This is a genomic window from uncultured Streptomyces sp., from assembly GCF_947488945.1.
In the GTDB taxonomy this organism is placed as follows: domain Bacteria; phylum Actinomycetota; class Actinomycetes; order Streptomycetales; family Streptomycetaceae; genus Streptomyces.
Map to the genome: position 1 here is coordinate 1 of NZ_CANLBS010000014.1, position 13,813 is coordinate 13,813.

Below are 13,813 nucleotides of genomic sequence, written 5' to 3' on the forward strand. Positions count from 1 at the left end.
TACATTCCGAACCCGGAAGCTAAGCCTTTCCGCGCCGATGGTACTGCAGGGGGGACCCTGTGGGAGAGTAGGTCGCCGCCGAACAATCTTTCAAAGGACCCGTGGTCCAGCGTTCACGCTGGGCTGCGGGTCTTTTTTGTTTTCCCTGAAGCGCGTCGGACTGTCGGCTGCGCGAGAATGTCTGTTGTACCCGAAGACAGGAGTCACCCCCATGTCCACCAACTCTCCCGACGATCGTCCGTCGCGCGACTCGCGCGGCCAGGGCGGCGGCGACCGGGGCGGTTACCGCGGTGGTCGTGACGACCGGTCCGGTGCCCCTCGTCGTGACAGCAACGACCGCGGCGGTTTCCGACGGGACGACAACCGCGGCGGCTCGTCCGCCGGCGGCTTCCGCCGCGACGACCGCGCCCCGCGCCGCGACGACAACCGGGGTGGGTCCCCCTCCGGCGGCGGTTTCCGCCGTGACGACAGCCGGGGCGGTCCCTCCGCCGGCGGCTTCCGCGGCGGCCAGCGTGACGACCGCGGCCCCCGCCGGGACGACAACCGGGGTGGGTCCTCCTCCGGTGGCGGCTTCCGCCGCGACGACCGTGCCCCGCGTCGTGAGGACGACCGCGGCGGGTTCCGCCGCGACGACAACCGGGGTGGATCTTCCTCCGGTGGCGGCTTCCGCCGTGACGACCGTGCTCCCCGCCGTGACGACGACCGTGGCCCGCGCCGTGACGACCGCGGTGGTGCGTCCGGTGCCGGTTTCCGCCGTGACGACAACCGTGGTGGTTCGTCCGGCGGTGGCTTCCGTCGTGACGACCGTGCTCCGCGTCGTGAGGACGAGCGTGGCGGGTTCCGGGGTCCGCGTGACGACCGCGGTGGCCGTCCTTCCGGCGGCTTCGACCGCCGTGACGACCGTGCCCCGCGCCGTGACGACGACCGTTCCGGCGGCGGCTTCCGCGGCCGTGACGACCGTGGCGGTTCCTCCGGCGGCGGCTTCCGCCGCGACGACAACCGGGGTGGGTCCTCCTCCGGTGGCGGCTTCCGCCGTGACGACCGCAGCGGTTCCGCGGGCGCGGGTTTCCGCCGTGACGACAACCGTGGTGGTTCGTCCGGCGGCGGTTTCCGTCGTGACGACCGTGCTCCGCGTCGTGAGGACGAGCGTGGCGGGTTCCGGGGTCCGCGTGACGACCGCGGTGGCCGTCCTTCCGGCGGCTTCGACCGCCGTGACGACCGTGCCCCGCGCCGTGACGACGACCGTTCCGGCGGCGGCTTCCGCGGCCGTGACGACCGTGGCGGTTCCTCCGGCGGCGGCTTCCGCCGCGACGACCGTGCCGACCGCGCCCCGCGCCGTGACGACGACCGCTCGGGCGGCGGCTTCCGCGGCCGTGACGACCGTGCCCCGCGCCGCGAGGACGACCGCGGCGGCTTCCGCCGCGAGGACAGCCGCGGTGGCTCCGCCGGTGGCGGCTTCCGCCGCGACGACCGCGCCGACCGTGCCCCGCGCCGGGACGACGACCGCGGCTCCGGTGGCTACCGCCAGGACGACCGCGGCGGTTACCGGGGCCGGAGCGACGACCGTTCCGGTGGCGGTTTCCGCGGCCGTGACGACCGCTCGGGCGGCGGTCACCGGGGCGGCCGGAGCGACGACCGTTCCGGCGGCGGCTACCGGGGGCGGGACGACCGGGGCGGGTACGCCGGCCGGGACGACCGCGAGCGCGAGCCGATCAAGCGTCTGCCGATCCCGGACGACGTCACCGGCCAGGAGATCGACAAGGACGTACGGCAGGAGCTGATGAGCCTGCCCAAGACGCTCGCCGAGGACGTCGCGCGCAACCTGGTCATGGTGGCCCGGCTGCTCGACGAGGACCCGGACAAGGCGTACGCCTACGCGCGCATCGCGCTCCGGCTCGCCTCCCGCGTCGCCGCCGTGCGCGAGGCCGCCGGCTTCGCCGCGTACGCGACGCAGCAGTACGCCGAGGCGCTCGCGGAGTTCCGTGCCGCGAAGCGCATGACCGGGTCCGTGGAGCTGTGGCCGGTCATGGCCGACTGCGAGCGCGGCCTCGGCCGCCCCGAGCGCGCCATGGCGATGGCCGGCGAGCCCGAGGTCCAGAAGCTCGACAAGGCCGGACAGGTCGAGATGCGTCTCGTCGCCGCCGGCGCACGCCGCGACATGGGGCAGATCGACGCCGCCATCGTCACGCTGCAGAGCTCCGAGCTGGCGTCCAACGCCGTCCACCCGTGGACCCCGCGCCTGCGGTACGCCTACGCGGACGCGCTGCTGGAGGCAGGCCGCGAGGACGAGGCGCGCGAGTGGTTCGCCAAGGCGGCCGAGGCCGACAAGGACGGCGCCACCGACGCCTCCGACCGGCTGGCCGAGCTCGACGGCGTCGAGTTCGTCGACGCCCTGGACGAGGACGAGGACGAGACGGCCCCGGCCGGCTCCGAGGAGCGGACGCCCGCGTCCGTTCCGGTGGACGAGTCCGAACTCGTCGACGTGACGGACGAGATCACCGACCTCGACCTGGACGACGAGGTCTCCGATCTCGACCTGGACGACGAACGCGACGCGGCCCGCGCCGCCGAGGAGACGTCCGAGGCGACGTCCGCTCCCGCCGAGGCCGAGGCCGGGGCCGGGAAGGACGCCGGGGAGGACGCCCAGGCCGGTCCGGGCGACCCGACGGACGACGACGCGACGGACGCCGACGCTACCGACGGCACGGAGGGTCCCGCCAAGGCGTGACCCGTGAGTGAAAGGGCGGCACCCCTCGGGGTGCCGCCCTTTTCGCGTCCGGGGCCCTCGTCCCGCGGGTCAGCCCAGGGTGAGACTGCGCAGCACCAGCCCCGAGGCGGGCTTCGGGCCGAAGGATGTCGACTTGCGGGGCATCATGACCCCCTGCCCGGCCAGCTCCCGCACCACGTCCTCGCGGACCGGGTGCATCAGCACCGCCGTGGCACCGGTGCGTTCGGCGTGCTCCACCGCCGCCCCGGCGTCATGGAGGTACGCGACGTCCTCGGGGGCGTCCGGGACGCCCCACACCCGGTCGAGCAGGGTGGAGTGGAGCACCGTCGCGTCCAGGGCGCGCCAGGCGGCGGGCCGGCCGGCCGGCACGGTCCGGTCGAGCAGCCCGGCGTCGGGCCGGTCGACGAGCCGGAAGGCGCCGTCGCCCGCGAGCAGGAAGGCGTTGCCCGCCCCGGCCGCCTCCGCCAAGGCCTCCAGCGCCCGGGGGAGCGGCCCCGGCACGTCGCGTACGCGGAAGAGGCCGTCGAGCGCGGCGACGGCGCCGGCGACCGGCAGCCGGCGCAACAGGCGGTGGATGGCGCGGACCCGCAGGGAGTAGCGCGCGGTGTCCACCAGCAGGACCAGGCCGAAGTCCCAGGGGCCGGGGGTGCCGTGCTCCTGCTGGAGACGCAGATAGGTGGCCCAGCGGTGGTGGCCGTCGGCGATCAGGGCCTGGCGGCCCGCCAGGTCGGCCTGCGCCTCCGCCTGCTCGGCGGTGTCCGTGATCGCCCACAGCCGGTGGCTGAAGCCGTCCTCCGTGGTGGTGGAGAGCAACGGCGGGCGGGCGGTGACGCGTTCGAGGACGGCCGTGGCGCCGGAGCGGGCGCCGTCGCCCCGGTACGTCAGCAGCAGCGGTTCCAGGTGCGCGGCCGTCGCCCTCATCAGTTCGGCCCGGTCGGCCACCACGTGGTCCATCACGTCCTCGTGCGGCAGGACGGTCCCCGCCGAGGGCGGCGAGAGCTCCAGCGCGCCGATCAGGCCGCGCTGGAGGATGTCCGCGTCCCGCTGCTCGTAGACGTACAGGGCCGGTTCCGGGTCGGCGGCGAGTACGCCCTCGGCCAGCCACTCCCGCAGCGTCCGGGCCGCCTTCGCGTTGCGGGCGGCGGGGCTCCCGGCGCGCGGCAGGATCAGCCGCACGATGTTGTGCGGGTCCGCGGATTCGAGGTGGTCGAGCCCGTCCGGCCGCACCACGACGTCGTACGGCGGGGAGGTCACCGCCGAGAGACTGCCCACACGCTCGGGGACGTACCGCAGGCCGCGGAACGGGAACAGCCGCAAGCCCTGCCGTTCGTGACCTGATGGGTTCATTTCTGCATCGTATGTGCGGCCGTGCGATGCGCGATGATCGGGGGGAGACGAGAGAGAACAGGGAGCGAGACACATATGAGTCAGCAGGACAGGTCCCGGCCGCTGAGCAGCGCCGAGCCCCTCAGCACCGCCTACGACACGGCTCTGCTCGACCTCGACGGTGTGGTGTACACGGGCGGGGTCGCGGTCGCCCACGCGGTGGAGTCGCTGGCCACGGCCCGCGGGGGCGGGATGCACCTGGCCTACGTCACCAACAACGCGTTCCGGACCCCCGACACGGTCGCCGCCCACCTGTCGGAGCTGGGCATCCCCGCCGACGCGCAGGACGTCATCACCTCGGCGCAGGCGGTGGCCCGCCTGATGTCCGACCAGTTGCCGGCGGGCGCCAACGTGCTGATGGTGGGCGGCGAGGGGCTCCGGGTGGCGCTGGAGGAGCGCGGGCTGGTGCCGGTGGAGTCGGCGGACGACGACCCGGCCGCCGTCGTCCAGGGGTACGGCGGCCCCGGCCTGGTGTGGAGCCGGTTCGCCGAGGCGTCGTACGCGGTCCGGCGCGGGGTGCCGTGGTTCGCGTCCAACACCGACCTGACCATTCCGGGCGACCGGGGCATCGGCCCCGGCAACGGCGCCGCCGTGGAGGTCGTACGGATCGGCTCCGGCGGCGGCTTCGAGCCGCAGGTGGCCGGCAAGCCGCTGCCCCCGATGCACCGGGAGACCGTGCTGCGCACCGGCGCGAAGCGGCCCCTGGTGGTCGGCGACCGGCTGGACACCGACATCGAGGGCGCGTTCAACGGCGGGGTGGACTCGCTGCTCGTGCTCACCGGGGTCACCGACGCTCCGCAGCTGGTGGCCGCGGCGCCGCGGCACCGGCCCACGTACGTCGACCGCGACCTGCGCGGACTGCTCACCGGACAGCCCGAGGTCGTCGTTGAGGACGGTGCGGCCCGCTGCGGCGGATGGACCGCGTCGGTCGTGGGGGAGAGCCTGGCGCTGGACGGCGGGGGCGACCCGCTGGACGGGCTGCGGGCGCTCTGCGGCGCCGCCTGGACGCAGGCGGGCGACCAGGGCTGCGGGCTGGACGCGGAGAAGGCGGTCGCCCGGCTCGGGCTGTGAGACGGCCGGTGCGGCCCGGTCCGCAGGGGTGGGGCCGCGGGGGTGGGGCCGCACCCGGGGCCCCGGCCGCGAGGGGAGGATAGGTTAGCCTTACCCGACGTCGGCGTGCTCGCGGGCCGTGCCCCGTACGGGTGGCGTCCGGGGTGACGGACCGGCCCGTTCCGTCCTCACTCCGGGAGCACGACCATGCAGCGCCTGACAGCCGAATCGGTGACCCTCGGCTACGACCGGCGGACCATCGCCGAGGGGCTCTCGGTCGAGATACCCGACCACTCCTTCACCGTGATCGTCGGGCCCAACGCCTGTGGGAAGTCCACCCTGTTGCGGGCGCTGGCCCGGCTGCTGAAGCCGAGCGCGGGCCGGGTGCTGCTGGACGGGCAGACCATCCACCGGCTGCCCGCCAAGCAGGTCGCCAAGACGCTCGGGCTGCTGCCCCAGTCGTCGATCGCGCCCGACGGGATCACCGTCCACGACCTGGTCCGGCGGGGCCGCCACCCCCACCAGGGGCTGCTGCGCCAGTGGTCGCCCGAGGACCAGGACATCGTGGGCGGGGCGATGGCGGCCACCGGTGTCGCCGCGCTCGCCGACCGGTACGTCGACGAGCTGTCCGGCGGCCAGCGCCAGCGGGTCTGGATCGCCATGGCGCTCGCCCAGCAGACGCCCCTGCTCCTGCTCGACGAGCCGACGACCTACCTCGACATCCAGCACCAGCTCGACGTCCTGGACCTCTGCGCGGACCTGCACGAGCAGCAGGACCGCACCCTCGTCGCCGTCCTGCACGACCTGAACCACGCGGCGCGGTACGCCACCCACCTCATCGCCATGCGCGACGGCGCGGTCCTCGCCGAGGGGCCGCCCTCCGAGATCGTCACCGCCGAACTGGTCGAGCAGGTCTTCGGCCTGCGCTGCCAGGTCATCGACGACCCCGAGACCGGAACCCCGCTGGTGGTCCCCGCCGCCCGCCGCCACCGGAACGGCGCGAAGACGGCGGCCTGATCCCGGCGACGGGCGCGCGCGAGGGGGCGGGACCCGGTCCGGACCACCGGCCCGCACGCCGGGCCGCGCGGCCCGGCCCCGGTCGCGCGACGCACCGCGCGGCTTACAGAAGCGAGCGCAGTCTCAGCAGGTCGCGGAAGCCGGCCTCCAGCCGGACCCGGCCCGACCCCCACGCCTTCGCGAAGTTCAGGTTTCCGTCCACCAGCGCCACCAGGTCGTCGCCGGTCATCGCCAGCCGGATCTCCGCCTTCTCCCGCGGCGGCCCCTCGACCGTGTCGAGCACCCGGATACGGCCGTCGGCCAGCCGGCCCGTGAAGGTCACGTCCAGGTCCTTGATGTGGCAGCTCAGCGAGCGGTCCAGCGCGGCGGCGCCGCGCACCTCGCCGTCCGCACCCGCGAGCTGATCGGAAAGTCTGTCGAGCGCGCTGCGGCACTCCGCCATGGTCGCCATCGCCCACGACCGTACCGCAGGCCGCCGGGGTAGCGTTCCGGCATGAGCGACTGGATGCCCGGACCCGGGACGGCCCCCGACCCCGCGCCCCACGACGGCCCCGCCGACGCCCCTCCGGGACGCCCCCGCGGCGAGGAACCGCCGCCCGGCGACCCGCTCCCGGACGGTACGACGCCCGCGGAGCCCCGGCCCTCCGCGGAGCCCGCCGGGCCCGCGCCGCTCGGCGTCGTACGCACCCCGACCGGCGACCCCGCCGTGGACGCCTCGCTGGAGCGGCTGGCCGACGCCGACCACCTCCCGGCGGACGGACACGTCGAGGTGTACGAGGATGTACACCGTGGGCTGCGCGACGCGCTGACCGCGCTGGACGCCCGGCCCGCACCCGCACCCCCGTACGACCACAGGAGCTGAACCGAACGTGGCAGGAGTGGCCCGTCGCCGCCTCGACGCAGAGCTGGTACACCGCAAGCTGGCCCGCTCGCGCGAGCACGCGAGTCAGCTGATCGCCGCGGGGCGGGTGACCGTGAGGGGGATGACCGCGACCAAGCCCGCCACCCAGGTCGAGACCAGCGCCCCCGTCGTCGTCGCCGCGGACGAGGACGACCCCGACTACGTGTCGCGCGGCGGCCACAAGCTGGCGGGCGCGCTCGCCGCGTTCGGCCCGCTCGGCCTGGCCGTCGAGGGACGCCGGGCGCTGGACGCCGGCGCCTCCACCGGCGGCTTCACCGACGTGCTGCTGCGGGCGGGAGCGGCGCAGGTCGTCGCCGTCGACGTCGGCTACGGGCAGCTCGCCTGGTCGTTGCAGTCCGACGACCGTGTCGTCGTCAAGGACCGTACGAACGTGCGCGAACTGACACTGGAGGCGATCGACGGACGGCCGGTGGACCTGGTGGTGGGCGACCTGTCGTTCATCCCGCTCGGCCTGGTGATGCCCGCCCTGGTGCGGTGCGCCGCCCCCGACGCCGACCTGGTGCTCATGGTCAAGCCGCAGTTCGAGGTCGGCAAGGAACGGCTCGGCAGCGGCGGTGTCGTCCGCAGCCCCGAGCTGCGGGCCGAGGCGGTGCGGGAGGTCGCCCGCCGGGCCGGCGAACTCGGCCTGGGCGTGCGGGGTGTGACGGCGAGCCCGCTGCCGGGGCCGTCGGGGAACGTCGAGTACTTTCTGTGGCTGCGGGCCGGCGCACCTGCGCTGGACCCCGCTGATGTCGACCGTGCAGTGGCGGAGGGGCCCCGTTGACGACGAACGCGGAACGAACAGTCTTCCTGCTGGCCCACACGGGCCGGCCCGCCGCGATCCGCAGCGCGGAACTCGTGGTGCAGGGCCTGCTGCGCAATGGCCTCGGCGTCCGGGTGCTGGCGGCCGAGGCACAGGACCTGCCGCTGCCCTCCTCGGTGCGCACGGTCCCCGAGGCCACCCCGGACGCGGTGGACGGCTGCGAGCTGCTGATCGTGCTCGGGGGCGACGGCACGCTGCTGCGCGGCGCCGAGATCTCGCGCGCCTCCGGGGTGCCGATGCTCGGCGTCAACCTCGGCCGGGTCGGCTTCCTCGCGGAGGCGGAGCGGGACGACCTCGACCAGGTGGTGGAGCGGGTCGTCACCCGCGCCTACCAGGTCGAGGAACGCATGACGATCGACGTCCTGGTGCACAGCAACGGCGAGGTCGTGCACACCGACTGGGCGCTCAACGAGGCGGCCGTCCAGAAGGTGTCGCCCGAGCGGATGCTGGAGGTGGTGCTGGAGATCGACGGCCGACCGGTCACCGGCTTCGGCTGCGACGGCATCGTCTGCGCCACCCCGACCGGTTCGACCGCGTACGCGTTCTCGGCCGGCGGGCCCGTCGTCTGGCCGGAGGTCGAGGCGCTGCTGATGGTGCCGATCAGCGCGCACGCGCTGTTCGCGAAGCCGCTGGTGACCTCGCCCACTTCGGTCCTGGCGGTCGAGGTGCAGCAGCACACCCCGCACGGGGTGCTCTGGTGCGACGGACGCAGGACCGTGGAGCTGCCCGCCGGGGCCCGCGTCGAGGTGCGGCGCGGGGCGGTGCCGGTGCGGCTCGCCCGGCTCCACCAGGCGTCGTTCACCGACCGGCTGGTGGCGAAGTTCGCGCTGCCGGTCTCCGGGTGGCGGGGTGCCCCGCACTGACCGGGGCGCGCCCGCGCGACACCGCCGCGGAGGCCGCCGCCACGGCCTCCGCGAGCCCCGGAAAGCGGCCCGAGGGTCCCCGGGGGAGTGAACCGCGGGCCGGGGTCCGTCGCACGGACCCCCGGAAACCTCGTATGGTCATGTCCGTGTTGGAGGAGATGCGGATACGGTCGCTCGGAGTCATCGACGATGCCGTGGTCGAGCTGTCGCCCGGCTTCACCGCGGTCACGGGTGAGACCGGAGCGGGCAAGACCATGGTCGTCACGAGCCTCGGGCTGCTGCTCGGCGGACGCGCGGACCCGGCCCTGGTGCGGATCGGTGCGAAGGCCGCGGTGGTCGAGGGCCGGATCACGGTGAAGGACGGCGACCCGGTCGCCGTCCGGGCCGCGGAGGCCGGTGCGGAGATCGAGGACGGGGCGCTGCTGATCAGCCGTACCGTCTCGGCCGAGGGGCGCTCCCGGGCGCACCTGGGCGGAAGATCGGTGCCCGTCGGCGTGCTCGCCGAACTGGCCGACGAACTGGTCGCCGTGCACGGGCAGACCGACCAGCAGGGGCTGCTCAAGGCGTCGCGGCAGCGGCAGGCGCTCGACCGGTACGCCGGTGGCGGGGTGGCCGGGCCGCACGCCGCGTACACGGCGGCCTACCGGCGGCTGCGCGCGGTCGCCGCGGAGCTGGAAGAGCTGACCACCCGTGCCCGCGAGCGGGCCCAGGAGGCGGACCTGCTCCGCTTCGGGCTGGACGAGATCGCCGCCGTCGGGCCGACGCCGGGCGAGGACACGGAGCTGGCCGCCGAGGCCGGCCGGCTGGGCCACGCGGACGCCCTGGCGTCCGCCGCCGCCCTCGCGCACACCGCGCTGGCCGGCGACCCCGAGGACCAGGAGGGCGTCGACGCGACCACGATCGTCGCCGCCGCGGGCCGCTCGCTGGACGGCGTGCGCACGCACGACCCGGCGCTCGCGGCGCTCGCCGACCGGATCGGCGAGATCTCCATCCTGCTGGCCGACGTCTCCGGGGAACTCGCCGGGTACGCGGACCAGCTCGACGCCGACCCGCTGCGGCTGGCCACCGTCGAGGAGCGGCGGGCCGCGCTGACGGCGCTGACCCGCAAGTACGGCGAGGACATCGACTCCGTGCTCGCCTGGGCGGAGACCTCCGCGGCCCGGCTCACCGAGCTGGAGGGCGACGACGGCCGGATCGAGGAGCTGACCGCCGAGCGCGACGGCCTGCGTACCGAACTCTCGGCTCTGGGGCAGGCGTTGACCGACGCCCGCACCGAGGCGGCGGCGGACTTCGCGCAGGCGGTCACCGAGGAGCTGGCGTCGCTCGCCATGCCGCACGCCCGGGTCTCCTTCGACATCCGGCAGACGGAGGCGCCCGACGAGGCGTCCGGCATCGACGTCAACGGCCGGAGCGTGGTCTACGGCCCGTCCGGGGCCGACGAGGTGGAACTCCTGCTCGCCCCGCACCCCGGCGCGCAGCCCCGCCCCATCGCCAAGGGCGCGTCGGGTGGTGAGCTGTCGCGGGTGATGCTCGCCGTCGAGGTGGTCTTCGCGGGCTCCGACCCGGTGCCCACCTACCTCTTCGACGAGGTCGACGCGGGTGTCGGCGGCAAGGCGGCGGTCGAGGTGGGGCGGCGTCTCGCCAAACTCGCCCGGACCGCGCAGGTCGTCGTCGTCACCCACCTGCCCCAGGTGGCGGCCTTCGCCGACCGCCAGCTGCTGGTCGAGAAGACGGTCGACGGCTCGGTGACCAGCAGCGGGGTCACCGTCCTGGAGGGCGAGGACCGGGTCCGGGAGCTGTCCCGGATGCTCGCGGGCCAGGAGGACTCCGAGACGGCCCGCGCCCATGCCGAGGAACTCCTCGCCACCGCGCGGGCGGACGCCCCCTGACGCGGCGGGCGGCACGACGGTAGCGGCACGGGTCCGGGGCGCCGCCCCGGACCCGTCGGCGCTCCGGGAGCCGTCGGCAGTCCGGACCCGTCGGCGTTCCGGGGGTCCCGCCGGGCTTACGCCGCCCACCGGACCGACGGGACGGCCGCGCGGAGGGGCTGATTCTCGCCACGGGCTTCACTCGTGCGAGTGATGATCGACGGCCTGTTGTCGCCACGGGGCGCCGCAGCAACGTTCCGGCGGTCCCGGAACACGCGTACGGACTGGCATCCTTGGCGCGGTATGCCCATCACCCCCTCGGGAGCTCCGGGAGCAGAACAACGTGTCACAGCTGCGTACGGTCCAAGTGCTGGGCGGCGGCGGCGCGGGGAGCGGGGCCCATGTGGCCTCGCTCGCCGCCGGGCTGGTCGCGCGGGGCGTGCACGTCACGGTCTGCGCGCCCGAAGCGCTGGACCGGTCCCACGACTTCTCCGCGGCGGGGGCGCGATTCGTGCCGGTGCCCCGGCGCGGCGACCCGGTCTCGGTGGCCGCCCTGCGCGCCGCGTGCACCGGCGCGAACGTCGTGCACGCGCACGGCCTGCACGCGGGCGCGCGCGCCGCGCTCGCCCTCGGCGGGCTCCGGATACCACTCGTCGTCACCTGGCACACGCGGGCGCAAGCCGAGGGCGCCCGCCGCCGGATGCGACGGCTCACGGAGCGACGGGTCGCCAGGTCGGCGGCCGTCGTGCTCGGCGTCTCCTCCGATCTGGTGGACGTGGCGCGACGGAGGGGCGCCCGGGACGCCCGGCTCGCGCCGGTGGCCCTGCCGGAGCGTGCCGCACCCGACGACAAGATCCACGCCGAACTGGGGGTGCTCGGACGGCCCCTGCTGTTCGCGGCCGCCTCGCCGGGACCGCACGGGGGCCTCGACGTGCTGCTGGACGCCGCCCGGGACTGGCGGGGGCTCGACCCGGTGCCGCTGCTGATCGTCGTGGACCGGACCCGCGTCCCGGAGGCGTACCGGCGCCGGGTCACCGCCGAGCGGCTTCCCGTCCGCTTCGCGGACTCCCCGGACGGTCTCCCCGAACTCCTCGCCGTCGCCGACCTGGTGGTGCTCGCCGGACACGCCGGAGCGCGTTCCCCGCTCGCCCGCGAGGCGCTGCGGACCGGCGTCCCGGTCGTGGCCATGTCCCCGGCCCGTGAACTCCTCGGCGACGCGGCGGTACGGGTGCCGCCGGGCGGCCCCGAGGCCCTGGCGCGGGCCGTGGCGGAGCTGCTGGGCGACCCGGAGCGGCGCGAGCTGCTGGCCGCCGCCGGCCGGGAACAGGCACGGGGCCGGCCGACGGAGGACGACACCGTCGCCCACGTGCTCAGCGTCTACGACGAATTGGCGCACCCGCTGATCGCACGCGGGCGCTGAGCCACCCCGAACCCCGCACCCGGCGTCCTCCCGCATCTGCCCCGCTCGGACCCGCGACCGCCCCCCCCGTGTGTGCCGGGGCGGTCCGTCAGGTGGTGTGCCCGCGGGCGCGCAGGGCCAGGCCGAGGGACAGGACCGTGTGCGGGTCGTCCAGGTCGGCGGCGAGCAGCTCCGCGATCCGGGCCAGCCGGTTGTAGAGCGTCTGCCGGTTCAGGTGCAGGGCCCGTGCGGTCTCGGCCTTGCGGCCCGCGTGGGCCACGTACGCCTCCAGGGTCGGCAGCAGCGGCGGGCGGGACGAGCGGTCGTGGGCACGCAGCGGGCCGATCGTGCGCTCCACGAAAGCCGCCAGGTCCGGGTGGTCGCGCAGCCGCCACAGCAGCAGGTCGGTGTCCAGGCTCCGGGCGTCGTGCCACGGCCGCTCGGGCAGCCCCCGCGCCGCCACCGCCGTCTCCGCCGCGTGCCGCAGCCCGGCCCCCACCGACGCCCAGTCGCCCGGCACGCCGACCACCACGACGGGACGCGACCATCCGGCCCGGCCGGCGACGGCGCGTTCCGGCCCCGTCCCCTCGATCCCCGTACGCTCCGGTCCGGCGCGTTCCAGCCCCGCGCGCAGCGCTGCCGCCACCCGGTCCGCGACCGCCGCCCGCTCGGCCCCGTCCCGCAGCCCGACCAGGAGCGGCACCCGTCCCTCCACGGGCCGCACCCCGAGCAGCACCGGCACCCCGGCCAAGGCGAGTTCCTCCTGCACCGCACGGGTCCCGCGCGGGCCCGGCGCGGGCAGCATCACCACCGGGAGGAGCAGCGGACCGGTGGGCCGGAACCCGAGCGTCCGGGCCTGGGCGGCCGCGTCCCCCGGCGTGACACGGCCCTCCGCCAGATCGGTGAGGAAGTCGCCGCGCCCGCGCGCGGCCAGTTCCTCCTCCTGCCGGGCCTGCATGAGCACCACCGCCAGGATGCCGGCGGCCCGCTCCGCCGCCATCCGGTGCACCGGCGCGAGCGGCCGGGACACGGCGAGCAGCGCCAGCCGGGCCCGTACGGCGCCCGGCCCCGCGCCGCCCCCGGCCACGTCCACCACCACCGAACCGGCCGGCGGGGAGTCCCGGGCGGCCCGGTCCCCGCGCAGCCCTTCCCAGACCCGCAGCGGCCCGGCCTCCGGCGGCGCGTCCGCGGGCCCCGTGGCGTACAGCAGCCCGCCGTCCGGGGTCTCCAGGAAGACGGGTGCGGCGGCGAACTCCGCCAGCACCGACAGGACCTGCGCCACCCCGCCCCCGTCCAGCACCGCCCGGGTGCACCGCCGGTGCACCTCCTCGGCCTGCCGGACCAGCGCGTAGTGCCCGTTGACGATCTCGGTGTGGATCTCCTCGGTGACCGCGACGAACGGCACCTCGCGGTGCAGCTGGATCAGCGGCAGGCCCGCCGCCTGCGCCGCCTCCACGATGGCGGAGGGCAACTTCCCGAAGCGGGGGCCGAGTTCGACGACCAGTGCGGCGATGCCGCGTTCCGCCAGGCCCCGGACGAAGGCCCGCTGCTCGGCGGGCCGGGTCCCGAGGCCGAGGCCGGTCGTCAGGAGGAGTTCGCCGCCCTTGAGCAGCGAGGCGATGTTGGGCACCTCTCCGGCGTGCACCCAGCGCACCGGGCGGTCCAGGGCGTCCGGGCAGGCCACCACCCGCGGCAGCCCGCCGCGCAGGCCGGGCAGTTCCAGGGCCCGCCGTACCGTGATCGCGCCCTGGGTCTCCACCGGTTCCGGCCTCGTGCTT

At 75.7% G+C, this 13,813-nt stretch carries 11 protein-coding genes and 1 rRNA gene; 9 read left to right on the top strand and 3 right to left on the bottom strand.

The features are described from left to right. A 5S ribosomal RNA gene (gene rrf / locus Q0994_RS21345) occupies positions 1–84 on the top strand; the annotation flags it as partial. Positions 85–1,780: 1,696 nt separating this feature from the next. Then, complete coding sequence (locus Q0994_RS34170; protein ID WP_363325565.1) at positions 1,781–2,728, top strand: tetratricopeptide repeat protein; 948 nt, start codon at positions 1,781–1,783, stop codon at positions 2,726–2,728. A gap of 69 nt (positions 2,729–2,797) precedes the next feature. Here the strand turns inward: Q0994_RS34170 and Q0994_RS21355 are convergent, their stop codons facing one another. Further along, the gene (locus Q0994_RS21355) at positions 2,798–4,075 is read right to left on the bottom strand and encodes a DUF1015 domain-containing protein (RefSeq protein WP_299537492.1); all 1,278 of its coding nucleotides are present in this window, start codon (positions 4,073–4,075) and stop codon (positions 2,798–2,800) included. A gap of 75 nt (positions 4,076–4,150) precedes the next feature. Here Q0994_RS21355 and Q0994_RS21360 point away from each other — a divergent pair, with 75 nt between their 5' ends. Both Q0994_RS21360 and Q0994_RS21365 read left to right on the top strand, forming a co-directional pair. Further along, positions 4,151–5,185, top strand: a complete 1,035-nt coding sequence (locus Q0994_RS21360) for an HAD hydrolase-like protein (protein WP_299537494.1) — start codon at positions 4,151–4,153, stop codon at positions 5,183–5,185. Between the two features lie 186 nt (positions 5,186–5,371). Continuing rightward, a complete protein-coding gene (locus tag Q0994_RS21365) occupies positions 5,372–6,181 on the top strand; it encodes an ABC transporter ATP-binding protein (RefSeq protein WP_299537496.1) in 810 nt (269 codons plus the stop codon). A 103-nt stretch (positions 6,182–6,284) separates the two neighbouring features. Here the strand turns inward: Q0994_RS21365 and Q0994_RS21370 are convergent, their stop codons facing one another. Next, positions 6,285–6,632: an SCP2 sterol-binding domain-containing protein gene (locus Q0994_RS21370; protein ID WP_299537499.1), complete on the bottom strand. Its 348-nt coding sequence runs from the start codon at positions 6,630–6,632 to the stop codon at positions 6,285–6,287. 42 nt (positions 6,633–6,674) lie between these two features. Here Q0994_RS21370 and Q0994_RS21375 point away from each other — a divergent pair, with 42 nt between their 5' ends. The 5 genes from Q0994_RS21375 to Q0994_RS21395 all read left to right on the top strand — a co-directional run bounded on the left by Q0994_RS21375 (position 6,675) and on the right by Q0994_RS21395 (position 12,056). Continuing rightward, entirely contained in the window at positions 6,675–7,043 is a 369-nt protein-coding gene (locus Q0994_RS21375; RefSeq protein WP_299537502.1) for a hypothetical protein, read from the top strand. A 7-nt stretch (positions 7,044–7,050) separates the two neighbouring features. Beyond that, positions 7,051–7,866 carry a TlyA family RNA methyltransferase gene (locus tag Q0994_RS21380; protein WP_299537505.1) on the top strand — a complete coding sequence of 272 codons (816 nt, stop codon included), beginning with the start codon at positions 7,051–7,053 and terminating at the stop codon, positions 7,864–7,866. Continuing rightward, entirely contained in the window at positions 7,863–8,768 is a 906-nt protein-coding gene (locus tag Q0994_RS21385; protein WP_299537507.1) for an NAD kinase, read from the top strand. Before Q0994_RS21380 ends, Q0994_RS21385 begins: the two co-directional genes overlap by 4 nt. A gap of 140 nt (positions 8,769–8,908) precedes the next feature. Further along, a complete protein-coding gene (gene recN / locus Q0994_RS21390) occupies positions 8,909–10,657 on the top strand; it encodes a DNA repair protein RecN (protein WP_299537510.1) in 1,749 nt (582 codons plus the stop codon). A 322-nt stretch (positions 10,658–10,979) separates the two neighbouring features. Then, a complete protein-coding gene (locus Q0994_RS21395; RefSeq protein ID WP_299537512.1) occupies positions 10,980–12,056 on the top strand; it encodes a glycosyltransferase family 4 protein in 1,077 nt (358 codons plus the stop codon). Between the two features lie 88 nt (positions 12,057–12,144). Here Q0994_RS21395 and Q0994_RS21400 read toward each other — a convergent pair whose 3' ends face one another. Then, on the bottom strand, positions 12,145–13,794 hold the full coding sequence (locus Q0994_RS21400) for a PucR family transcriptional regulator (protein WP_299537514.1): 1,650 nt from the start codon (positions 13,792–13,794) through the stop codon (positions 12,145–12,147). Positions 13,795–13,813: the final 19 nt, after the last annotated feature.

Bases quoted from the DNA above. Each gene is read 5' to 3' on its own strand.
- Q0994_RS34170 (WP_363325565.1), top strand. From the start codon at position 1,781: ATGAGCCTGCCCAAGACGCTCGCCGAGGACGTCGCGCGCAACCTGGTC.
- Q0994_RS21355 (WP_299537492.1), bottom strand. From the start codon at position 4,075: ATGAACCCATCAGGTCACGAACGGCAGGGCTTGCGGCTGTTCCCGTTC.
- Q0994_RS21360 (WP_299537494.1), top strand. From the start codon at position 4,151: ATGAGTCAGCAGGACAGGTCCCGGCCGCTGAGCAGCGCCGAGCCCCTC.
- Q0994_RS21365 (WP_299537496.1), top strand. From the start codon at position 5,372: ATGCAGCGCCTGACAGCCGAATCGGTGACCCTCGGCTACGACCGGCGG.
- Q0994_RS21370 (WP_299537499.1), bottom strand. From the start codon at position 6,632: ATGGCGACCATGGCGGAGTGCCGCAGCGCGCTCGACAGACTTTCCGAT.
- Q0994_RS21375 (WP_299537502.1), top strand. From the start codon at position 6,675: ATGAGCGACTGGATGCCCGGACCCGGGACGGCCCCCGACCCCGCGCCC.
- recN (WP_299537510.1), top strand. From the start codon at position 8,909: ATGTCCGTGTTGGAGGAGATGCGGATACGGTCGCTCGGAGTCATCGAC.